At 55.4% G+C, this 20,828-nt stretch carries 17 protein-coding genes, 2 tRNA genes and 1 riboswitch; of the genes, 9 read left to right on the forward strand and 10 right to left on the reverse strand.

Going from position 1 to position 20,828, the window contains the following annotated elements; translation table 11 throughout:
* Positions 1 to 37 precede the first annotated feature (37 nt).
* Positions 38 to 131: riboswitch (SAM-I-IV-variant riboswitch) on the reverse strand.
* 153 nt (positions 132 to 284) lie between these two features.
* A tRNA-Leu gene (locus AC1RSM_RS03235) sits at positions 285 to 369 on the forward strand.
* A 95-nt stretch (positions 370 to 464) separates the two neighbouring features.
* Here AC1RSM_RS03235 and AC1RSM_RS03240 read toward each other — a convergent pair.
* From AC1RSM_RS03240 to AC1RSM_RS03270, 7 genes are all read right to left on the reverse strand, one after another.
* A complete protein-coding gene (locus AC1RSM_RS03240; RefSeq protein WP_492929432.1) occupies positions 465 to 1,799 on the reverse strand; it encodes a four-carbon acid sugar kinase family protein in 1,335 nt (444 codons plus the stop codon).
* A gap of 13 nt (positions 1,800 to 1,812) precedes the next feature.
* The gene (locus AC1RSM_RS03245) at positions 1,813 to 3,087 is read right to left on the reverse strand and encodes a ribulose-bisphosphate carboxylase large subunit family protein (protein ID WP_492929434.1); all 1,275 of its coding nucleotides are present in this window, start codon (positions 3,085 to 3,087) and stop codon (positions 1,813 to 1,815) included.
* 12 nt (positions 3,088 to 3,099) lie between these two features.
* Entirely contained in the window at positions 3,100 to 3,639 is a 540-nt protein-coding gene (locus AC1RSM_RS03250) for a VOC family protein (protein WP_492929436.1), read from the reverse strand.
* A 128-nt stretch (positions 3,640 to 3,767) separates the two neighbouring features.
* Positions 3,768 to 4,568, reverse strand: coding sequence for a transporter substrate-binding domain-containing protein (locus AC1RSM_RS03255; RefSeq protein ID WP_492929438.1), 801 nt, complete (start codon positions 4,566 to 4,568; stop codon positions 3,768 to 3,770).
* A gap of 43 nt (positions 4,569 to 4,611) precedes the next feature.
* Positions 4,612 to 5,340: an amino acid ABC transporter ATP-binding protein gene (locus AC1RSM_RS03260; RefSeq protein WP_492929440.1), complete on the reverse strand. Its 729-nt coding sequence runs from the start codon at positions 5,338 to 5,340 to the stop codon at positions 4,612 to 4,614.
* Positions 5,341 to 5,363: 23 nt separating this feature from the next.
* A complete protein-coding gene (locus AC1RSM_RS03265; RefSeq protein WP_492929442.1) occupies positions 5,364 to 6,032 on the reverse strand; it encodes an amino acid ABC transporter permease in 669 nt (222 codons plus the stop codon).
* A gap of 3 nt (positions 6,033 to 6,035) precedes the next feature.
* Complete coding sequence (locus AC1RSM_RS03270) at positions 6,036 to 6,719, reverse strand: amino acid ABC transporter permease (RefSeq protein ID WP_492929444.1); 684 nt, start codon at positions 6,717 to 6,719, stop codon at positions 6,036 to 6,038.
* Between the two features lie 185 nt (positions 6,720 to 6,904).
* Here AC1RSM_RS03270 and AC1RSM_RS03275 point away from each other — a divergent pair, with 185 nt between their 5' ends.
* On the forward strand, positions 6,905 to 7,945 hold the full coding sequence (locus tag AC1RSM_RS03275) for a LacI family DNA-binding transcriptional regulator (RefSeq protein WP_492929446.1): 1,041 nt from the start codon (positions 6,905 to 6,907) through the stop codon (positions 7,943 to 7,945).
* An 11-nt stretch (positions 7,946 to 7,956) separates the two neighbouring features.
* Here the strand turns inward: AC1RSM_RS03275 and AC1RSM_RS03280 are convergent, their stop codons facing one another.
* Positions 7,957 to 8,835, reverse strand: a complete 879-nt coding sequence (locus AC1RSM_RS03280; protein WP_492929448.1) for a LysR family transcriptional regulator — start codon at positions 8,833 to 8,835, stop codon at positions 7,957 to 7,959.
* A 155-nt stretch (positions 8,836 to 8,990) separates the two neighbouring features.
* On the opposite strand from AC1RSM_RS03280, the gene AC1RSM_RS03285 reads away from it, so the two are divergent.
* From AC1RSM_RS03285 to AC1RSM_RS03295, 3 genes are all read left to right on the forward strand, one after another.
* Positions 8,991 to 10,373: a M20 family metallopeptidase gene (locus AC1RSM_RS03285; RefSeq protein WP_492929450.1), complete on the forward strand. Its 1,383-nt coding sequence runs from the start codon at positions 8,991 to 8,993 to the stop codon at positions 10,371 to 10,373.
* Between the two features lie 53 nt (positions 10,374 to 10,426).
* Positions 10,427 to 11,701, forward strand: a complete 1,275-nt coding sequence (locus AC1RSM_RS03290) for an MFS transporter (protein ID WP_492929452.1) — start codon at positions 10,427 to 10,429, stop codon at positions 11,699 to 11,701.
* Between the two features lie 253 nt (positions 11,702 to 11,954).
* Complete coding sequence (locus tag AC1RSM_RS03295; RefSeq protein ID WP_492929454.1) at positions 11,955 to 12,209, forward strand: heavy-metal-associated domain-containing protein; 255 nt, start codon at positions 11,955 to 11,957, stop codon at positions 12,207 to 12,209.
* A gap of 362 nt (positions 12,210 to 12,571) precedes the next feature.
* On the opposite strand, the gene AC1RSM_RS03300 is transcribed toward AC1RSM_RS03295, so the two are convergent.
* Positions 12,572 to 12,656 (reverse strand) — tRNA-Leu (locus AC1RSM_RS03300).
* Positions 12,657 to 12,764: 108 nt separating this feature from the next.
* Here AC1RSM_RS03300 and rnr point away from each other — a divergent pair.
* The 3 genes from rnr to AC1RSM_RS03315 all read left to right on the forward strand — a co-directional run bounded on the left by rnr (position 12,765) and on the right by AC1RSM_RS03315 (position 17,451).
* Positions 12,765 to 15,242, forward strand: coding sequence for a ribonuclease R (rnr, locus tag AC1RSM_RS03305; protein WP_492929456.1), 2,478 nt, complete (start codon positions 12,765 to 12,767; stop codon positions 15,240 to 15,242).
* 69 nt (positions 15,243 to 15,311) lie between these two features.
* Positions 15,312 to 16,058: a 23S rRNA (guanosine(2251)-2'-O)-methyltransferase RlmB gene (gene rlmB / locus AC1RSM_RS03310; protein ID WP_492929458.1), complete on the forward strand. Its 747-nt coding sequence runs from the start codon at positions 15,312 to 15,314 to the stop codon at positions 16,056 to 16,058.
* Positions 16,059 to 16,215: 157 nt separating this feature from the next.
* Entirely contained in the window at positions 16,216 to 17,451 is a 1,236-nt protein-coding gene (locus AC1RSM_RS03315) for a cystathionine gamma-synthase family protein (protein WP_492929460.1), read from the forward strand.
* A 13-nt stretch (positions 17,452 to 17,464) separates the two neighbouring features.
* On the opposite strand, the gene pdxR is transcribed toward AC1RSM_RS03315, so the two are convergent.
* Positions 17,465 to 18,937 carry a MocR-like pyridoxine biosynthesis transcription factor PdxR gene (pdxR, locus tag AC1RSM_RS03320; protein WP_492929462.1) on the reverse strand — a complete coding sequence of 491 codons (1,473 nt, stop codon included), beginning with the start codon at positions 18,935 to 18,937 and terminating at the stop codon, positions 17,465 to 17,467.
* Between the two features lie 332 nt (positions 18,938 to 19,269).
* Between pdxR and AC1RSM_RS03325 the strand changes: the two genes are divergently transcribed.
* Positions 19,270 to 20,817, forward strand: coding sequence for a cytochrome D1 domain-containing protein (locus AC1RSM_RS03325; RefSeq protein ID WP_492929464.1), 1,548 nt, complete (start codon positions 19,270 to 19,272; stop codon positions 20,815 to 20,817).
* The last annotated feature ends 11 nt before the right edge of the window (positions 20,818 to 20,828 follow it).

The following is a 20,828-nucleotide window of genomic DNA, read 5'->3' on the forward strand; positions in this document are numbered from 1 at the left end:
GCCATAAAAAAACCCGCTGGCAGCGGGTTCTTGTCTTAACGATCCCATTTATTGCCAGCTGGCCATATCTTGATTCCACCTTGTGCGGGTACACAGGTTGGCATGGGATGTCCCAACTCTTGATATAGCAATAAGCATAAAAGCGATTCTTATGAAGTGCAAGTGCCGCCCTTATTCCTGTTTGGCATGAAAGCACGGAAAATAGTTTGCGATTTTCAAAAATAGTGCTATAGTTCTCTTCTGTCTTGCTTAGGCGTGTTTATAAAACAAGTTTAGCAGTCAGAGCCCAGGTGGCGGAATTGGTAGACGCGCATGGTTCAGGTCCATGTGCCTTCGGGTGTGGAGGTTCGAGTCCTCTTCTGGGCACCAAAATTACTCAAAAAACCGATCATCGAAAGATGGTCGGTTTTTTGTTTTCTGCGTCCAGAGGGCAAGGTGCTCACGCACCTTAGGCCGGATGAGCTTCAGGCTTGATTGCCCGCAATCACGCGATCAAAGAAGTCAGCTGATCCCATTTGGCCTCCTTTTAGCACCAGTTCCAGACCATCTACCGCATCATCGCTGTGGCAAATGCAGGCAGCAACCCCCGGGCTGACCAAAGCTAAAAAGCTTAAGCCCCAGATTCCTAATGCTTGCGTGCATAAGCTGGACGTGTCTCCGCCCGCAATGCACAGACGTGACACCATGCGCTTTTGTCGAAGCTGCTGGACCAATATCCCCAAAAACTGAGCCGTGTCTTGTGCCACCACGTGGGTGGACAGGGCCCTTACTGCGTTCTGCCCGTGATCCACCGCTTTGGTTTGCAGCAAGGTATGACGTCCCTGTTGCAAGCTCTGGGTCACCGTTTTTTGCAGCTGTTCTCCGTAGGCGGCATCTTGATGCAGCTTATGCGGGTCCAGTTCAATGACCGTCGCCAGTCGGCAGTTTTCCAGCTGCATGGCTGTCACCGGGGATTGGCTCCCCACCAGGGTCAAAACTGGCTGCGTGCTGGGTGGCAAACCAGTTGTGGTCTTGGCTGTTCTTGTCTGCCGCTGGCTTAAGTAAGCCTGCGCCACGCTGCTGGAACCTGCTGCCAGGACGGTGCCGTGCTGGCTCAAGGTGTTGAGCAGCATACCCGCCTGGGCAATATCCTTTTCATGGGTAATATCCAGCAAGGGATGAAGGTGTCCCTTGGACTGGGCCAGCTCTAACCACTGCCGAGTTTGTGTGTCGGCGCAATAGCCCGGCTTTTGGTACTCCGTCCAGGGCAGCGAAGACATGTTCTCAAGCCCCTGCGCCTTTAAATGAAGCATTAAATCTGCCTCATTCATCGGGGTGACAGGGTGCTTACCCATGGTTGGGTGACGATCAATTCGGTACACCTGTCCGTCCTGTCCGGCTTGGGCAAAGAGATTCCCAAAAAGGCAGTAGCGTCCCAGATTGACCTGGCCACCCAGGATTGGGCTAACAGACACCTGAGCTAAGGTTCGCAAGCGCTCCAGGGCAACGGCAATATTGCCGACGTCCGGGCTGCTGTCGAAGGTGGAGCATATTTTGTAATGCAGTATCTTGGGCTGCAAACGGCCTAAAAAGGGTAGTACCTCATCCAAGGTATGGCGGATCTGCTCCGATGTCAGCGAACGCGTTGCCCCGGCCAGACCGATGGCTTCCATTCCTTGCAAGCTGCTCAGATTCTGTGTGCTGGGCGTGTGCAAGAGCAAGATGGCGGCCACGCCTCCTTGGCTGAGAGTTGCCAGGGTATCGCTGGCCCCGGTGAAGTCGTCGCCATACCAGGCGTAGTCAGGACGTAATACAGTCATGGTGTCTGCCCGATCAAGCCATTTTGGGGCCGAAAAAGTCCAGTGCCTGGGCCAGTTCGGCGCATGTTTTGGCCTTGTCCTGCAAGCTCATGCCCTGGTCTGCGGCTTGCCAAGCTTGTTGCAAGCTGAGAACACCAGCATGTGCGCCGCCGGGGTGGGCCAGGATGCCGCCCCCCGCCATGAACAGCACGTCCGTGCAGCCTGCTGCTTGCCAGGTAGCGGGTATGGTTCCCGCCCATTGGCCGGAGGAGACAACCGGCAAGACACGATCATCGCTTTGCTCATCCAGGCCACGCAGGCAATGCGCAATGGCTTCACGGACTTCTTGGTCTGGCTGGGCAAATTTACCCTCCAGGCCGTGAACGTGAATATGATCAGCCCCGGCCAGACGCCATAGCGTTTGGTAAGCAGCCACTGAAATTCCCAGCAAGGGATGACGCGACAGAGCGCCGTAGCCATTGCGATGCGCATGCAGCGCCAGGCCGGTGTGACGGCGCAGCGTCTGAAAGCCTGAATATCCCACCCAGTTTTGGCTAAGCATGACGCAACTGCCCCCTTCCTGTTCAACCAAATCCGCGTGTCGTTTCATGGCGTCCGTTTCATCGGTGATATTGAAGGCAAACATCACATGCTTGCCGCTGCGCTGTTCGTGCTCACGGATCACGGCCATGACAGCTGGAATACGCTCATGCAAGGGGGAATGGGCCGGGTCCGCGCAGACCTCATCGTCTTTGATGAAATCGACTCCGGCATCGCACAAGGTTTGCACCAGCTGCACCACATCGTCGGTACGTAGGCCCACACTGGGTTTGATGATGGTGCCGACCATGGCGTTTTGCGCAACGCCTGTGCGCGCGCGGGTGCCCGCAACCCCTAATGTCGGCATTTCAAACTGGCGTCGGTATGCTGCGGGCAGTTCCAGCGCTTCCAGACGCAGACCTGTCACTTCGCCCAGATCGAATAGATTGCCGGTTACGCAGGCAGCCAGAGTGGGCAGGTTGGCCGCAATATTGGCGATGGGGAAACGAATATCGACCAAGGCTTGATGGTAAGGGCCGGACGTCCCGCGTCGCTCCAGCAAGGCATTGGACAAGCTGGGCTCAGGTACGCTTTGCAGCTTTTGTACCCGCTCAACCGTCGCCCTGGCGCGTTCGCGCAATTCGTCAGTCTCCCCCGCAACGCGGGTAAAGGTGCCGCAGGATTGTTCACCAGCGATCACCTCGGCCACTTGCTCAGGGGCAAGCGGGGTTTCGATCAAGTAGCGGGCCAGAAAAGTGTCAGTGCTCATGCGTTGAAAGCCCTATAGCGTGCTTAGATCAGGGAAAGGGCGCACAGGATCGCTACCATCCCAGTTTTTGGAGGCGGCGCGTATCAGTGAAAACATTTTGCCCTTAGGGCCTGCAACTTCAGACAGTTCGACGACGGCACCGGGGTGAAACTCGGTGTCGAAATAGCAGAAACGTCCGCGCTCACCGACTTCGCCACTCATCACAAGCTTCAGGCCGTGGTCCAGTGCGCGTTGCAGATCCGCATCGTAGTTTTCCGTCCAGTAGGCCACGTGTTGCAAGCCCAGTTGTCCAGCTTGCAGAAAGTCCCGGTACATGGACGGAACATCATTGCGGCACTGAATCAGTTCTACTTGCACCGCGCCGGAGTTGGCCAGTGCCACCGAGTTATGCGGCTCATAGGATTCGCCGCGGTACTGGTAGTTCTTGATGCCGACTTTGGGGTTGTAAAACCAGGGGCCTACCCCCAGTTGGCGACTCCAGTAGTCCATCGCGGCTTCAATATCACGCACCACGTAGCCAAGCTGGCGGATTTCACCAAATAAGGTACTCATAAACAATTCCTGAGGGGTTGAAGGCGGCTGGGCCAGGGCGCAGCCGGTCCCGCGGCGCGCGCAGGGCGGCGCCGTCAGAGGGGTTGATCAAAGGGAAGGGGGGCCGGGTCTGTGTGCCCGGCTATGACTTATTGGCCGGAGCCTTGAACGATTTCGTCAGGAATAGGCACGCCAGCGTATTTCAGGTGGATTTCATTCAGTTTGCCGTTTTGCAGATTGGTCTTGACCCATTCATCGACCCAGCCTTTCAGCTCAGGCTCGTTCTGGCGCATGGCAATCCCCAGCTTGTAGGACTCAATGACGAACTTCACCTCAAAGGGGCGCGCGGGGTTGCGATCCGCAATCGCTTTAATGATGGGTGGGGTGATGGCAACAATGTCCGTCTGTCCGCTGGCTGCCGCCGTGATGGAGGCCGCTTCATCGTCAAAACGCACCAGGTTTGCCTTGGGGGCTCGTTCGCTGATCAGCTTGTCTTGCGGGCCGCCACGGGTCACCGCCACACGTTTGCCAACGAGGTCTTCCATGCCCTTGATCTCTACGTCTTTGGGCGCACCTACAGCGGCTTGAATCGCACCATAAGGAATGGAGAAATCCACGGCTTTGGCACGTTCCGGTGTAATCGACAGCGAAGAAATAATCAGGTCGGCCTTATTGGATAAGAGGTTAGGGATGCGGGCCGAGTTCGTGGTCTGGACAATTTCCAGCTCTACCCCCAAGTCCTGAGCCAGCAGGCGGGCCGCTTCCACATCGGAGCCCACTGCCTGCATCTTGTCGTCGATGTAACCGTAAAAAGGTGCGCCCAGGTCTATGCCGACGCGAATTTTTTTAGCGGCTTTGATATCGTCCAACGCGCTGGCGCTGGCCGCTGCGGACAAGCCAGTCAGGCCCAGGGCCAGAATGGTGGCACGCAAAAGTGTCGAAAGTGTCATGGTGCTGTCTCCGTCAGGGTGTTGTTATGGTGTCGGGAAAAATTTACAGGCCGTGTGCCAAAAAGGCTTGCAGCTCAGGGGTTTGAGGATGGCGCAGCATATCGCCGGGGCCGGTTTCCCAGACACGGCCCTGATGCATGAAAATCACCACGTCTGCCACACGCGCAGCAAACTCCATTTCGTGGGTAACCAGCACCATGGTCATGCCATCGGCAGCCAGGCTTTCAATGACGCGCAAGACTTCACCGGTCAGTTGCGGGTCCAGCGCGGAGGTCACTTCGTCAAACAGCATGACTTTGGGCTCCATCGCCAGCGAGCGGGCAATGGCAACGCGCTGTTGTTGACCACCGGACAATTGTTCGGGGTAGGCCTGGGCCTTGTCCGACAAGCCCACCTGCTCCAGCGTGCGGCGGCAGATCTCTCGGGCTTGTTCACGGCTGCGACCACGAACCACCTGTGGCGCCAGCATGATGTTGCGCTCTACAGTCAGGTGCGGAAACAGGTTATAGCTCTGGAACACAATGCCCACATCAGTGCGCAGGGAGCGCAGGCAGACATCAGGGTCATGAACCTGATGGCCGCAGACTTCAATCTGGCCGCGATCAATCACTTCCAGCCGGTCTATGCAGCGCAAGGCGGTGCTTTTGCCTGAACCACTGCGTCCGATGATGGCGGTGACCTGACCTTTGGGAATGGCAAAGGACACGCCATTCAAGACAGCGTTGCTGCCGAAACTTTTGTAGACGTCTTTAAGTTCAACGACGATAGACATAAAAACTCCTTGGCGATCCGAACTTATTTCTGCACCGGACGATGGGCAAAATGAAGGCGCATCTCCAGGCGGCGGCTCCAGGCCGACAAGGGATAGCACAGGGCGAAATACACGGCCGCAATCAGCACGTAAATAAGGAAAGGTTGGAAGATCGAGTTATTGATCAACTGGCCGGCGCGCACCAGTTCCACAAAGCCAACAATGGACGCCAGGGAGGTGTTTTTAACGATCTGCACCATAAAGCCCACGGTTGGGGGCGTGGCAATACGTACCGCCTGGGGCAAGATGACTAACCGCAGTCGCTGCCAGCGTGACAGGGCCAAGCACTCTGCCGCTTCCCATTGGGTACGAGCCACGGACTGGATGCTGCCGCGCCAGATCTCGCCCAAATAGGCGCTGACGTAAATCGTCATGGACAGACCGGCTGCAATCAAAGGCGGCAGGCTCAGTCCCATGATGCTCAAGCCGAAATAGGACAGGAACAAAATCACCAGCAGGGGAGTGCCTTGGATGATCTGGATATAGGCGATGGCCAGATAGCGCAGGGGACGCCATACGCTAATGCGGGCCAGCGCCACCAACGCACCGCCGATGCCGCCGCCAATAAAGGAAATCAGGGACAGCACAATGGTCCACAAAGCACCTTCGAGCAGGAAGTTCAGGTGATTGGCATTAAATCCGCTTGTGAACATGGCTTAGCTCCGGCCGCGCAGCGCACGCTGACGAGTAAAAACCAGCTGCCCGCTTAGCCACAAAACCAGACGCATCAGCAAGGACAAAGCCAGATACAAGACGGCAACCAGGATATAGGCCTCAAAGGGGCGGAAAGTATCGGCCTGGATGTGGTTGGCCATGGCGGTCAGCTCTTCAACCGAAATCTGCGAGGTGACCGAGGAGGCCAGCATCAGCAGCACATATTGGCTGCATAAGGACGGGTAGACGCGCTCCAGTGCGGGCAGCAAAATTACATGCCAATAGGTTTGGGCCCGGCTAAGACCCAGGCACTCCGCCGCTTCCAGCTGGCCCTTGTGAATGGAGTCCATCCCGGCGCGCATGATCTCGCAGGTATAGGCGGCCACGTTAATGACCAGAGCGGCCAGGGCAGCACCGAAGGCCGTCACTTTCCAGCCCAGCGTTGCCAGCCCGAAAAAGACCAGGAAAATCTGTACCAGCAAAGGTGTGTTACGGATCAGTTCTACATAAAAGCCGCACAGGCGCGATATCAGGCGGGATGAGCCGCGCCGGCCAATCGCCAGCAGCGTGCCGGCCATAAAACCCAGCACGGTGGCCGGAACGGATAACTTGATGGTCATCCAGGCCCCTTGCAGCAGTTGCGGCCACTGAAGCAGCACGCTTGAAAAGTCAAAGGTATAAGTCATGGCTGGATGGGTGAAGCCGTTGGCATCGAACGGAAGCAGTACATACTGATCCCAAAATGCCTGGCCTTGTCTCCCTCTGGTTTACATGTTTTTATGATGTTTTTTGCTGTGCTGTAGCACTAGCCTTTTTGTATGGTATAGAAGCCACTGAAAGCCTGTCCAGCCAATCCAATGATGGTTTTTGATTGAATAATAAAATTCCCAAAATCAGCGATATTGCCCGTGTGGCGGGCGTGTCTACGGCGACTGTAGATCGGGTGTTGAACCGGCGTCCAGGAGTGCGTCCCGGAACGGTTCAACACGTGCTCAAAGCGGCACGCAGGCTCAATTACATCAGCGATGCCGAGCTCAATGCCGATCGCTACACGAAACCTATGCACATCACATTTTTGCTGCCCGCGGGCAGCAATCGGGTGATTCATATGTTCGGTGATGCCATTGACTACTCACAGGCCCAGTTGCAGCCCTTTAATGTGGAATGCCATACCGAGGTATTCAATGGCTTCGATCATGAATCCCTGGTCAAGGCTTTGCTGGGTTTGCGTGGCCGCACGGACGGGGTGGTGTTCATGGCGCTGGAGCATCCTTTGGTACGAGAAGCCGTCGATACCCTGGTTGGCGATGGCATTCCCGTCGTGACCTTGATATCTGACTTGTCGGCCTCGGCGCGCTGTGCCTACGTGGGGCTGGAAAATGTGGCAACGGGCCGCTTGGCCGCCTATTTGCTCAGCCGCTTAAGCGGCGGGCAATCAGGTAGTTTTGGTTTGATAGCGGGCAGTCTTTGCTATCGCGCGCATTGCGATCGGGAGTCAGGGTTTTTGCAGCTGATGCAGGAAAAGGGCTGGGTGGGTCGAGTGATTGGCGTGCGGGAAGGGCATGACGATCCGGAGAGCAACTACAGACAGACCCGGCTGCTGTTGGAGCAGCATGCGGATTTGATCGGTATCTACAATATTGGCGGTGCGCCCGAAGGGGTTGCGCGGGCGCTTAAAGAAGCGCGGCGCGAAAAGAAGGTGATTGTGGTTGGCCACGGCCTGACCTCGGACGTGCGCGCCTTGCTGATAGATGGCACCTTGGATGCCGTCATCATGCAGGACCCTCAGCAGTCAATTTTGAATTGCGTGAGGGTCTTGACCAGCACCCGGCTGATGGGGGACGGGGCAGAGGCGGGCCTGAAGTTAAAACCCATGAACAGCATTGTGGTGTTCCGGGAAAATCTGCCCTGAAAATATGGGCATCAGGCATGACCAAGATCGCGAATCAAAGCCTGTAGAAAGTCTGTCACGCTGGCTGGCAAGACTCGCTTGCTCATGCTCAAAATCTGTATATCCCGTTCAAGGCGAGAGTCCTGCACGGCGATGGTTTTCAAGCCATTGTCCCGACTGCTGCGGTGGCTGATCGAGGCCCCCAAGGCAATCGCATTTGTGCGTCGTACAAACTCATGCAAGGCCCCCGAATAATTACAGGTAAAGACCTCGTTAAAATTCAGTTTTTCCATCTGACACACGTGGTTGAACAACTGCTTCTGAGTGGACTCTTCTCCCGGCATAACGATGGGATAAGGTTGTAATTCGCTGAGCGACAAGGTAGCCGACTTTGCCAAGGGATGCTCAGGCTGCATGATGGCAAAAATAGGGCTGCGGCAAGAGTAATTCACCTCTACGTCCGGCAAGGGCGCGGTGCTGAAAATGACGCTGATATCCACATCGCCATTTCGGACCAGATCCAGGCATTCGTGGGGGGTGCCGACTTTCAAGACAAACTGGGCTTTGGGGGTACGAAGCGCAAAGTCGGCCATGACGGCGGGCAGAAAATAGCGCGACAAGCCTTCAGTGGCGGCGACCCGAATCAAATACGCTTGGGCGTAGTCGTTTGAACGCAAGCTTTGCAGCAGGGCGTCTTCCTCCAGGCGTACTCGCAAAGCGTGCTCGGCCAGTGCCTGTCCGGCGGCAGTGAGCACCATGCCGCGACGCCTGCGCTCGAACAGGGTCACACCCACCGATTCTTCCAATAAAGCAATTTGCCGGCTGATGGCGCTGGGGGCAATGTGCAGCCGTGCGCTGGCGGCGGCCAAGGAGCCTGTCTCCATAACCGCCAGGAAGTATTTGTAGTCCATGAATGTGGCCGCTGGTCCTGTTGATTGCTCACTCAATTTGCTTCGTTTTTAGGGTTCTAAAAATTAGCGGTTTAGCTTCGAAAGATAGAAATATACAGAAGGAAGGCCAGATTTTATAGTCCCACTTTCTATATCAATGACAGAACACTAAGCGAATGGGAAAAAGTGAAGCATTAGCCAAGGTGCGTGCCTATTTTGACGACGGTGGCTTTGAAACCGAGCTGCGCCGCCGGGTTGCGATTCAAAGTGACAGCCAGACGCCCGAAAAGGCCGATCAGTTGTCTCTGTATTTGAATCAGGAATTGAGTCCCTCCTTAAGCAAGCTGGGGTTTTCGGTGCGCATCATGGACAACCCCCAGGGGGCGGGCCCAATTCTGGTCGCTCACCGACATGAGTCCGACACGCTGCCTACCGTCTTGACCTATGGTCACGGCGATGTGGTCCCTGGGCATGATCATCAGTGGCAAGAAGGCTTGTCGCCCTGGTCGTTAAAGATTGATGGCGAGCGTTGGTATGGCCGTGGTACGGCGGATAACAAAGGCCAGCACACCATTAATTTGGCGGCTCTGGAGCAGGTGATTCAGGCTCGTGGCGGACGCTTGGGTTTTAACGTAAAGGCTATTTTTGAGACCGGCGAAGAGCGCGGCTCGGTGGGTTTGCGTGAGTTCTGTGAGCAGCACGCCCACTTGCTGTCGGCAGATCTGTTCCTGGCTTCCGACGGCCCTCGTCTGAACGCCAGTCGGCCCACGCTATTTTTGGGATCGCGAGGCACGGCGCTCTTTGCCTTGGAAGTGGTGTCTCGGCAAGGTGGGCTGCACTCCGGTAACTGGGGTGGGGTGATGGAAAACCCGGCTGTCGTGCTGGCCAATGCGCTGTCGTGTCTGGTGGATGGCAAGGGCAAGCTTCTGTGTCGTGATTTGACGCCCGGCCCGATACCTGGGGACGTACGCGCCGCTATTGAAGATCTGGCCATAGGCCAAGAGACCTTGGGCCAGTCGTTGAGCGAGGATTGGGGCGAACCGGGCCTGTGCTACGGCGAGCGCTTGTTTGGCTGGAACACCTTGGAAGTATTGGCCTTGGAGGCCGGTAATCCACAGAAACCGGTGAATGCGATCCCGCCCAGGGCCAAGGCTTTTTGCAATCTGCGTTTTGTATTGGGAACGCAGTGGGAACAGCTGGAAACGGCGCTGCGTCAGCACCTGGATGCGCACGGCTTTGAGCAGGTTCGCATTCATATGGACCGGGTAACGCCTGCGACGCGGCTGGACCTTGCTAATGAATGGATTGCCCGGGTCAGGGAGGCCATACGGCAAGTGACGGACCAGCCCATTGCCTTGATTCCCAATTTGGCGGGCACGGTACCCAACGATATTTTTGCCGATGTGCTGGGATTACCAACTATTTGGGTGCCGCATTCTTATCCCGGCTGCGCTCAACATGCACCAAATGAACACATGCTCACACCGGTGATTCAGGAGGGGCTGGACATGATGACCAGCATCTTCTGGGAACTGGGCGAGCTGCACAAGAACACTTAAAAAAAGGGCAGCGTGCTGCCCATAAAACGACAGGAATAAGGAGGATACATACGATGGACAATAATCAGGCAGCGGCTCCCGCGCCGCGCTCATTCTGGAAGCCCGTTGCGGCTTCGCTGGTGGGCAACACGCTGGAATGGTTCGACCTTTCTGTTTACGCCTATTTCGCGCTGACAATCAGCCATGTGTTTTTTCCAAGCACCGACCCTACGGTGTCCTTGGTGCTGGCCTTTGCCACCTTTGGGATTTCGTTTCTGATTCGGCCTATCGGGGCAGCGGTAATTGGTTCTTATGCTGATACGCACGGCCGTAAAAAGGCCTTGTCTCTGTCCATCCTGCTGATGCTGGTGGGAACACTCATGATTGCGATTATGCCCAGCTACGCCAAAATCGGTGTGCTCGCACCTATCGGCATCTTGATTGCGCGTTTGATTCAGGGCTTTTCTGCGGGCGGTGAATTTGGCAGCTCCACAGCGTTCATGATGGAGCATGCCCCCAAAAATGCCCGTACCTTTGTGGCCAGCTTGCAGTTCGCCAGCCAAGGTTTTGGGGTGGTCTTGGCCTCTTTGTTTGGCTATGTCTTGACGTCCAATCTGAGCGATCAGCAAATGCTGGACTGGGGCTGGCGTACTCCCTTCATCTTCGGCTTGCTCTTGGGGCCGGTGGGTTACTACATCCGTAAAACGGTGGATGAGTCGCCGGACTTCAAAGAGAGCGAGCCGGGGAGCCAACCCTTGCGTGAAGTGCTGACGTCGCAGAAAACCTTGCTTCTGATTGCGATGGGAACGCTGATTATTTCCACGGCATCGAACTTCATCATTAAATACATGCCTTCGTATGCGGCCACCACCTTGCATATCCCGCAGTCAGCCGGGTTTCTGGCAACGCTGACAGGTGGTTTGATTCTGACCTTGGCCACGCCCATGGTTGGCTATGTGGCCGGTAAAGTCAGCCGAATCAAAATCATGCTGTTTGCGGCCGTGGTCTATGCGGTTGTGATTTTCCCCTCCTTTATGTGGCTGAACACGGTGGGTACACAGACCGCACTGATTTTGGTGGTGGGGCTGATGGCGCTGCTCAAGGCGGTCTACTTTGCCCCTTTGGCTGGTTTGATGGCCGATGTGTTCCCGGTGCGCACCCGAGTGACCGGCATGTCCTTGAGCTACAACCTGGGGGTGACCGTATTTGGTGGCTTTGCGCCCGTCATTGCAACCGGCTTGGTCTCGCTGACTGGCTCGCCTGTGGCTCCCAGTTATTACCTGATTTTCTCGGCGGTGCTCAGCATCGTGGCTTTGCTGGCAGCCAGCCGTAAGTTGGGGATGAGATAGGCGCCCATCCCTACACCAAGGTCTGCAAGAGCCGCTGACACAGCATCAGCGTCAAGGGAGTCATCGGCCAAGGTGTTTTTAGCCTGGTTTGCCTGTGGTCAGCGGGTAAGCCAGGCTTTTTTTATGTTTGCCTGTGTTGCCTGCTGTACTTGTCACTGATTGCCTTGCTGTATTCAGAAGATCTATTTAATATATATCTTTATGGGCGGTGGCTATTCATCAACTGCCTCACCTCATGTAAAAGGGACGAAAAATGCAAGTTGGAATGCTGAAACTAGCCGGTCTGCAACACCCCGAATGTGCCGATAAAGTGGCGATCGCTTTGGCGGCGATTGATGGCGTACAAGCGGCCGATGCGTCGTTTGAAAATGCCAAAGCTTCAGTACGCTTTGATGAAACCCAGGTCTCCCTGGAAGATCTGCATGCGGCCGTGGAGCGGGCAGGCTATCAAATTGCCAAACCAGCACATGGTGAAGATGGTGCATGTTGCGGAGGCTGCGGCGGTTAAACGCAGCACGCCCTGAAGCCCAGAACCGATTGCCTGTTTGCAATCGGTTTTTTTATGGCTGTAAACCGGTGAAAGAAGACGAGAGCGACACCTGATGACGGCTGCGCAGCGTATTGATTGTTTTAGTGCCGCGTTATTTTTTATTTCAGGTTTCTTTTCACAGGCTTGTAAAGAAAGCCCTTGATCATTCTATGATGATCTTTTCTGGAAGGCAGGCGGCGTGCAAAAAGAGTTCAGTGTGATTGACGTGAATCTTTTAGCTCGTGCGGACTCAATCTATTTTTATGCAGACTATGAAATTATGATTGGGCCACGCAATAAAAAAGGTCGACTATCTTGCGATAATCGACCTTTCGGAATTTTGGTGCCCAGGAGAGGACTCGAACCTCCACACCCGAAGGCACATGGACCTGAACCATGCGCGTCTACCAATTCCGCCACCTGGGCATATCGTTGTATGCTTATGTCTGTGCCAAAAGCCTTCAACGTCTTTACTGCGTGAGCAGCAAAGAAAAAGGATTATAGGCATAATTTATTAATAATGGAAGTGTCCTTTTGAATAAAAAACATCAAGACAGTACTGAGGACCGTATTCAATCAACGGGCCGTTATGAGTTGCCGCCTGACTTCGACCCGGATACCCCGACGCGGGAAGTGATCCTGGCGGCGCTGCGCGATGATGCGGACGGCTTGAGCATGCTGGATCTGGCCCAAGAGCTGGGCCTGGGCAAAGAAATTACGGTGGGTTTTGAGCGCCGAGTGCGCGCCATGGAGCGCGATGGACAGTTGCTGATTTCCCCCGAAGGCAAGATTCGCAAAAATAGCCAAACAGGCTTTATCGCGGGCAAAGTGTTGGGCCATCGCGACGGTTTCGGCTTCTTGCAGCGCGACGACGGACAGTCCGATCTGTTCCTGTCGCCACGAGAAATGGCCAAGGTGTTGCACGGTGACCACGTTATGGTGCGCATCGTTGGTGAATACCGCGGCAAACCCGATGCATCAATTGTTGAAGTTACGGCGCGTCACACCAGCAAACTGGTGGGACGTTTCTTGCGTGAGCGTGGCACCTTTATCGTGGTGCCTGAAGATCAGCGCATCAAGCACGACATTCTGATCCCCAGCGGGGAGCAGGGCGATGCCGAACCGGGTCAGGTTGTTACGGTAGAAATTACGCAGCAGCCCGAGCGCCACCGCCAGCCCTTGGGGCGGGTGGTTGAAGTGCTGGGTGAGATTGACGATCCCGGCATGGAAATCGAGATCGCGGTGCGCAAGTTTGAAGTGCCTGTCGATTTTTCGGACAAGGCTCTGAAACAAGCGGCCCGTATTCCCGCCAAGGTCAAACCTACGGAATACAAAGGCCGGGTTGATTTGCGCGATGTTCCCTTCATCACGATTGACGGTGAAGACGCACGCGACTTTGACGATGCGGTGTATTGCGAACGAGTCGATATTGGCACCGGCAAGCGGCCGCGTTGGGCCTGGCGCCTGCTGGTCGCGATTGCCGACGTAAGTCATTACGTGCGTTCTGGCGATGCGCTGGATGAGGATGCTCTGGAGCGTGGTACCAGTGTGTACTTCCCGCGCCGTGTAATTCCTATGCTGCCCGAGACTTTGTCCAACGGTATCTGCTCCTTGAACCCGTCGGTCGATCGTCTGGTCATGGTGTGCGATATGGTCATTCTGGCTGATGGAGCCAAGTCCGGTACGGTATCGGCCTATCAGTTTTATGAAGCGGTCATTCACTCGCACGCGCGCACTACGTATTCCGATATCTGGAGCGCCTTGCAGCAACCTAATGGCCCAGCGGCTACTCAGATACAGCATGTGCTGGAACCTGTGCAAAATCTGTACTCCCTGTACCGCGTTTTGGCAGAGCGACGCACCGCTCGTGGCGCCATTGATTTTGATACGGTTGAAACCAAGATTGTGTGCAATCCCTTGGGCCGGATCGAACGCATTGAGCCTTTGGTTCGTAACGACGCACACAAGCTGATTGAAGAATGTATGTTGGCGGCCAACACCTGCGCTGCCGACTTTATGGCACGCAGCCGTCGCAACGGCTTGTACCGTGTGCATGAAGGTCCAACACCTCCCAAGCTGGAGTCCTTGCGCGAATACTTGCGCACCCTGGGCCTGACGCTGGAAGGGGGCGAAGAGCCTACCTCTGCTGATTACGCCAAGGTTGTTGCAGCCGCTCGTGGCCGTCCTGACTTTGCGGTGATTCAGACCATGTGTCTGCGTTCCATGCAGCAAGCTATTTACAGCCCTGAGAAGACCGGTCACTTTGGTCTGGCCTATTCGCAGTACGCGCACTTCACTTCGCCTATTCGCCGTTACCCGGACTTGCTGGTACACCGCGTCATCAAAGGCATTTTGAAGGGTCAGCGCTATATCCCCGCAATTGCTGAAGAGCCGGGCGATGCGGCCTTGCCTGCCAGCAAGCGAGATTTTGCACGCTGGGAAAAATTGGGTGCTTTGTTGTCGGCGCGCGAGCGTCGTGCGGATGAAGCCTCCAAAGACGTGGAAGCCTGGCTCAAATGCTGGTTTGTCAAAGAGCATGTGGGCGAGGAATACTCCGGCAAGATCAGCGGCGTGACCAATTTTGGTCTGTTCGTGACCTTGGATACCTTGTACGTGGAAGGTTTGGTCCATGTGTCCGAACTGGGCGCGGACTACTTCCAATACAACGAAACGTCCAACGAGCTGCGTGGTGAACGCACCGGCCTGCGTTATCGCCTGACCGATGCTGTTCAGGTGCAGGTGGCTCGAGTTGATTTGGAGGCGCGTCGTATCGAGTTCCGTCTGGTCAAAGGCGTTGGCTTTAAGGCGGTGAAAGCGGCTGCCGAATCGCCCCAGACTTCCGAGCGTTCCATCAAGAAAGCGGCACCGACCAAACCGCTGGCTTTGAAGGGCACGACTGCTTCGCAGCGACGTGCTGCTCAGAAGTTGGCCGAGCGGGATGAAAAACGCAGTACGGAAAAGGCGGCCAAGTCTGCCAAGTCCACGCGCAGCCCTAGAGGGCGACGCCGATAGGCGTACAATGCCAAGCCGGGCTTTTTGCCCGGCTTTCTTTATTTGCACCTATTTCCTTCAAGGATTGTTATGCCTCAGCAGGTTTTGGCCGGTTTTCATGCCGTTATTGCCCGAGTTCGTTATAGCCCCGCTACGGTGCGTGAGGTCTATGTGGATCAGACCCGGCGCGATAAACGTATGCTTGCCTTTATCGAGCAAGTCGAGCAGGCCGGTTTGAAAGTCATGGCTGTGCCCATTGAGCGTCTGGAAGGTCTGGCCAGGGGCACGCGTCACCAAGGCGTGGTGGCATTGGCGCTGGAGCAAGAGCTGGCGGTGGATGTGAATGAATTGCTGGATGATCTGGAGGAGGCCGGACAGGTCCCCTTTTTGTTGATTCTGGATGGCGTGACAGACCCGCATAATCTGGGCGCCTGCCTGCGTAGTGCCAATGCTGCCGGTGCCCATGCCGTGATCGCTCCCCGTGATCGCGCAGTGGGCTTGAATGCCACCGTCTCCCGTGTGGCTTGCGGCGGCGCAGAGTCCACGCCTTACATTACGGTCACGAATCTGGCACGCACTATGCGCCTGTTGCGTGAGCGTGATGTCTGGCTGGTGGGCACCAGTGACCAGGCCACCCATACCTTTCATCAAGTCGATGCGCGCCGTCCTATGGCCTGGGTCATGGGGGCAGAAGGGGAAGGCATGCGCCGCCTGACGCGTGAGACTTGCGATGAGCTGGTTTCCATCCCCATGATGGGCGCGGTGGAAAGCCTGAATGTTAGCGTTGCCAGCGCCGTATGCTTGTACGAAACCTTGCGCCAGCGTAGCCAGCCTTAATTTCTTTTAAGTCTTGTTACTTTCTTAATTACTTATTTGTATAAAAAACGGCGGGCCTGAGCCGCCGCTTCACCAGATAATAGGTAATTGGCCGTCAGCCGGGCAAAATCCGATCAGTGCTGGCGGTGTACACACGCAATATGGGCTTAGGACGATCATGGACGAAAACGGCTTTATTACCTCTACCTTGCATTCTGACCGTCGCATGGGCACGCAGCATGGCGCTATACACCAGCCATTGCACCCTTCGACCGAGTTTGGTTTTAAGGATGCGCGTGAGCTGGCTGCAGTCTTTCAGGGCAAGTCCGGCTTTACGTATTCTCGCCAAGGGACGCCCACCACAGCGGCCCTAGAGGCCAAGATAACGCGCATGGAAAAGGGCATAGGCAGCGTCAGCTTTGCTACAGGCATGGCGGCGCTGACAGCCACCCTTTTTACCTTGCTGCGCCAAGGCGATCATTTGATTGCCAGCAAATTCCTGTTCGGCAATACCAATAGCCTGCTGGGAACCTTGCGGGATCTGGGTGTGCAAACCACCTTGGTGGACGCCACCGACGTTGCTCAGGTGCAGGCAGCCCGCCAGCCCAACACCCGCATGGTGTTTGTTGAAACCATCGCCAACCCCGGCACTCAAGTGGCGGATTTGAAAGGGGTGGGGCAGTGGTGTCAGGACGAAGGTCTGTTGTATGTGGTTGATGGCACCTTGTCGTCGCCCTACCTGTCTCCTGGCCGCGAGTTCAAAGCCTCTTTGGTGGTGAATTCTCTGTCCAAACACATTGGCGGCCACGGCAATGCTTTGGGCGGCATGGTGACCGACACTGGCCTGTTTGACTGGAGCACCTATCCCAATATTGCCGACGTTTACCGCAACGGTAATGCGCAGAACTGGGGTCTGGTGCAGATTCGTAAAAAGGGCTTGCGTGATATGGGCGGTACCCTGTCTTCGGACGTGGCTCACCGTCTTGCCGTAGGTTCGGAAACGTTGCCCTTGCGCATGGAACGCATCTGTTCCAACGCGCTGGCTTTGGCGCGCCACTTGAAGGCTCATCCGCAGGTTAAGTGGGTCCAGTATCCCGGCTTGGAAGATCATCCTCAGCACGAACGTACGGCGGAGTTGTTTGGCCAGCGCTTTGGCGGCTTGATGAGCGTGGTGCTCGAAGACGGTATCGAGATCTTCGATTTCCTGAATCGCCTGAAAGTCTTTGTACTGGCCACTCACTTGGGTGATAACCGCAGTCTGGTTCTGCCCGTGGCCCATACCATTTACCACGAGATGGGTGCCGAGCAACGTGCCCTGATGGGTATTTCCGACAATCAATTGCGTATCTCTGTTGGCATTGAAGAGATCATTGATTTGACGACGGACTTTGATCAGGCCTTGGCCCAGTCCTGAACGAATAGCGCATCTAGTCATGGCTCAGCCTGGGCTTGATCAGGGCTAGATGCTGCATCGCTTGTTGTAATTCCCTGACTTCCAGATTGGCATAGCCAAAAAGCAGATGGCGCGCATTCGTGCTATCTGTTTCCTGGCTGGCTGCCTGTGCCAACGGGTACAGCCGAATGCCCTGTTGCAGCGCACGTGCTGCAACCTGGTTGGCGTCAGGACTGCATTGGGGTAAACGAAAAGCCAGATGCATGCCGGCATTCTGCCCGCTGATCACCCCCGCATTTCCCCACACCTTGTTCAAGCCTTGCAGTAGCGTATTGCGCTGTTCCAGATAGCGACGGCGTAAATATTGCAGATGACGCGGATAGTCATACTCGTCAAAGAAGCGCGCCAGCACCGCTTGCGTCAGCCAAGGCGAGCCATTATTGAGCAAAGCTTTGCGGGCGATGAAGTCCTGGCTCAGATTGGCAGGGCACACCATATATCCCAAGCGCAGGCCTGGCCCCAAGGTTTTGGAGAAAGAGCCCAGATACATGACTTGCCCAGGGCTCATCGCCTTAAGAGGTGCTGGTAAGGCGGGGCCATAGCAAAAGTCTCCGTCGTAATCGTCTTCGATAATGAGTGCGCCACTGGTCTTGGCCCAGGCCAGCAACTCCTGCCTGCGTGCGACAGACAGCGTGTGCCCCAGCGGGTATTGATGGGACGGCGTGACAAACGCCAGTTGCACGGCTCTGTCGGGTAATTGCTCTGTTCGCAAGCCTTGCTGATCAACTGCGATGGCAATACCCTCTGCCCGGTGGCGAGTCAGCAAATGCTTAAAGCCGTTGTAGCCGGGGGATTCATACACAGCACAGCTGTTTTCATCCAGAAAATGCGAGGCGATCAGGCTAAGAGATTCCTGCGTTCCAGCCGTAATGATGATGTGGTCCGGATCGGCTAATACTCCCTTGCTGGCGGCCAGATAATCCGCAATTTGCAAACGCAATCCCCACAGCCCTTCAGGGGGCGGGTAGTCCGCCATGGCCGATCCCGCATAGCGCAGCAATTGATTGGACAGGTAAATGAACTGGCGTAGCGGGAAGGCATGGACCGAAGGGCGGCCGATCTTGAAATCAAAACGAATCGGTACGCTGGCCGCAGGGACATGCACACCACTGGCTTGGGCCGTATTCACGCGCAAGGAACGTGGGCAGTGCACGGTATCCAGCACGAAGTCTGGAGCCAGACGGCTACGTCCGTTTCGGGTTGGCGTGGCCACGAAAAACCCGCGGCTGGGTTCACTGTGGATCAGATTGGAATCGATCAATAAATCGTACGCTCCCATGACCGTGTTTTTTGAAACCTGCAGCAAGGACGCCATGCGATTGATGGAGGGCAAACGGTTGCCCTCTTGCAAGCGACCCGAACAGATCAGAGTTTCAATCTGACGAGCAATCTGTCGTTTGTAAGGCGGGCTATGCGTGTGTGAAAGCGTAATCGGCAAAGAGAGCATGGCAAGACCAGAAGAATAATCAAGGCCATCAAGGGCGAGTTGGGGCCGGGCAACTATAGGCAGCCCTCATTACTTTTAACTTGAGTTAGGTCAATTTGAGTATTCGATCGTGATAAATTTAGCCAGCTTATTGATCTGCCACCTGGAGCTTTGACATGGATGTTTTTATCTATGTAGGAGTATTTAGTTTCTTGTAATTGCGATATAAAAAAACCATCCCCATTGTGTAGTCTGTATCCATACCTTATCAACAAAAAATAACAATCGTTATAGTCTGTGTGGTCTTGCCCTTTAGCAAGGCAATTGTTGGAGGTAATGGAATGTATAGAAAAATGATGACCCTTGCTTTCCTGTCTACCGCCGTCAGTGCAGCAATGGCTGCCCCGACGCAAGAGCAACTGCGGGTAGATAACTTGTTTCAGCAAAACTGTGCGGTCTGTCACGCAGCGGATCGGGGAGGGTATATCGCACCGGGTTTGCATCGAGATCGCCTGGTTCAAAGTGAAATCGCCTTGCGCGGCACCATCATGACGGGTATCCCGGACACCTTGATGCCGCCGTTCGTCGGGCGTTTGCCGGACGAAGATATTCGGGCGCTGGCCAAGATGATCAAGAACGAACCTGTGGCCGAGCGTAGCTGGGGAATGGATGACATTCGTGCCAGCGTCAAAGTCTTGGTGGATGAATCTACCTTGCCCGCCAAACCTAATTACGACATCGATTCGGTCTATGACCTGATGGTCATCATGGCGCGTGGACGTTATGGCCGCGGGGATGGTGCCAACAAGGCCAGGGCCGTGTTCATCAACGGCAAAAACAACCAGTTGGTGGGTGAAATTGCCACTGTCGGGGCACCTCACATCATGGAGTTCAGCCCCAGTAACGAGCGTTGGGGCTACCTGAAAAGTGATGACGGCCATGTGTACAAGATCGATCTGTACACCTTGCAAATCGTGCGTCAGGCCAAAGTAGGTCTGACAGGCACAGGCATCGCCTTGTCCAAGGACGGCAAGTGGCTGGCCTTAAGCTCCTTTGTCCCTAATAGCATGGTGATCTTGAAGGCCGATACCCTGGAGCCTGTGAAGTATTTGGCACTGGAAGGCGAGGACCCGGATGGCAACTTCATCAAGTCTGCCGGTGGCCCTATCATTGGCAGCCGGATCAATAACAAGTTCGCGCTCACCTTGCGTCAGGCAGGGCAGATTTGGATTATTGATCCCGACAAGCCCGATATGCCGGTAACCAAACTCAGCAAAGTAGGGCGCATGCTGCACGACACCTTCCTGACACCAGACGGCCGTTACTCCATGGTTGCCTCGTATGACGATAATAAATACGTGGCCATCGACTTAAAAGACGACAAGGTGGTACGTGATATTCCGGCAGGCTGCCAGCCGCACGCAGGCTCCGGGGCGGTGACGGAAGTGGATGGCCGCATGCTTGCATTTGGCACCAATATGGGCAGTTGCAAACTGGGCTCTGTAGTCACTGTCTGGGACACCAAGGACTTTTCAGTCGTGAAGCAAATCCCGGTCGCCGGGGCAACGGAATCACCGGCTGCGCATCCCAATGCACCTTATGTTGCCGTGGACATCATCGATAAGGACAAACGTGCTGCCTGGATTCAGCTGATCGATAAAAAGACCTTGTCCGTAGCCAAAACACTGGACGTAGGCGGCCATGCCTTCTTCCCCAACTACAACCGCACTGGCGACTATCTGTACATCAGCTCGGGCTATTGGGGTGACCGCTTGAAGATTTATGACAGCCGTAGTCTGGATCTGGTGGCCGAGCACAAGATGGAAAGCCCATCGGGCATTTTCTCCCGTGCTCGTACTCGCTGGCTCACGATTGGTCAGCCAGAAACCCAAAAATTTTAAGCAAGGGAACC

The sequence above is a fragment of the Alcaligenes sp. GW821-FHT11D07 genome, from assembly GCF_058808495.1.

What these genes read in the sequence shown, in the direction of transcription:
- AC1RSM_RS03240 (WP_492929432.1), bottom strand. Translation starts at nt 1,799, where the DNA reads ATGACTGTATTACGTCCTGACTACGCCTGGTATGGCGACGACTTCACC.
- AC1RSM_RS03245 (WP_492929434.1), bottom strand. Translation starts at nt 3,087, where the DNA reads ATGAGCACTGACACTTTTCTGGCCCGCTACTTGATCGAAACCCCGCTT.
- AC1RSM_RS03250 (WP_492929436.1), bottom strand. Translation starts at nt 3,639, where the DNA reads ATGAGTACCTTATTTGGTGAAATCCGCCAGCTTGGCTACGTGGTGCGT.
- AC1RSM_RS03255 (WP_492929438.1), bottom strand. Translation starts at nt 4,568, where the DNA reads ATGACACTTTCGACACTTTTGCGTGCCACCATTCTGGCCCTGGGCCTG.
- AC1RSM_RS03260 (WP_492929440.1), bottom strand. Translation starts at nt 5,340, where the DNA reads ATGTCTATCGTCGTTGAACTTAAAGACGTCTACAAAAGTTTCGGCAGC.
- AC1RSM_RS03265 (WP_492929442.1), bottom strand. Translation starts at nt 6,032, where the DNA reads ATGTTCACAAGCGGATTTAATGCCAATCACCTGAACTTCCTGCTCGAA.
- AC1RSM_RS03270 (WP_492929444.1), bottom strand. Translation starts at nt 6,719, where the DNA reads ATGACTTATACCTTTGACTTTTCAAGCGTGCTGCTTCAGTGGCCGCAA.
- AC1RSM_RS03280 (WP_492929448.1), bottom strand. Translation starts at nt 8,835, where the DNA reads ATGGACTACAAATACTTCCTGGCGGTTATGGAGACAGGCTCCTTGGCC.
- AC1RSM_RS03285 (WP_492929450.1), top strand. Translation starts at nt 8,991, where the DNA reads ATGGGAAAAAGTGAAGCATTAGCCAAGGTGCGTGCCTATTTTGACGAC.
- AC1RSM_RS03290 (WP_492929452.1), top strand. Translation starts at nt 10,427, where the DNA reads ATGGACAATAATCAGGCAGCGGCTCCCGCGCCGCGCTCATTCTGGAAG.
- AC1RSM_RS03295 (WP_492929454.1), top strand. Translation starts at nt 11,955, where the DNA reads ATGCAAGTTGGAATGCTGAAACTAGCCGGTCTGCAACACCCCGAATGT.
- rlmB (WP_492929458.1), top strand. Translation starts at nt 15,312, where the DNA reads ATGCCTCAGCAGGTTTTGGCCGGTTTTCATGCCGTTATTGCCCGAGTT.
- AC1RSM_RS03315 (WP_492929460.1), top strand. Translation starts at nt 16,216, where the DNA reads ATGGACGAAAACGGCTTTATTACCTCTACCTTGCATTCTGACCGTCGC.
- pdxR (WP_492929462.1), bottom strand. Translation starts at nt 18,937, where the DNA reads ATGCTCTCTTTGCCGATTACGCTTTCACACACGCATAGCCCGCCTTAC.
- AC1RSM_RS03325 (WP_492929464.1), top strand. Translation starts at nt 19,270, where the DNA reads ATGATGACCCTTGCTTTCCTGTCTACCGCCGTCAGTGCAGCAATGGCT.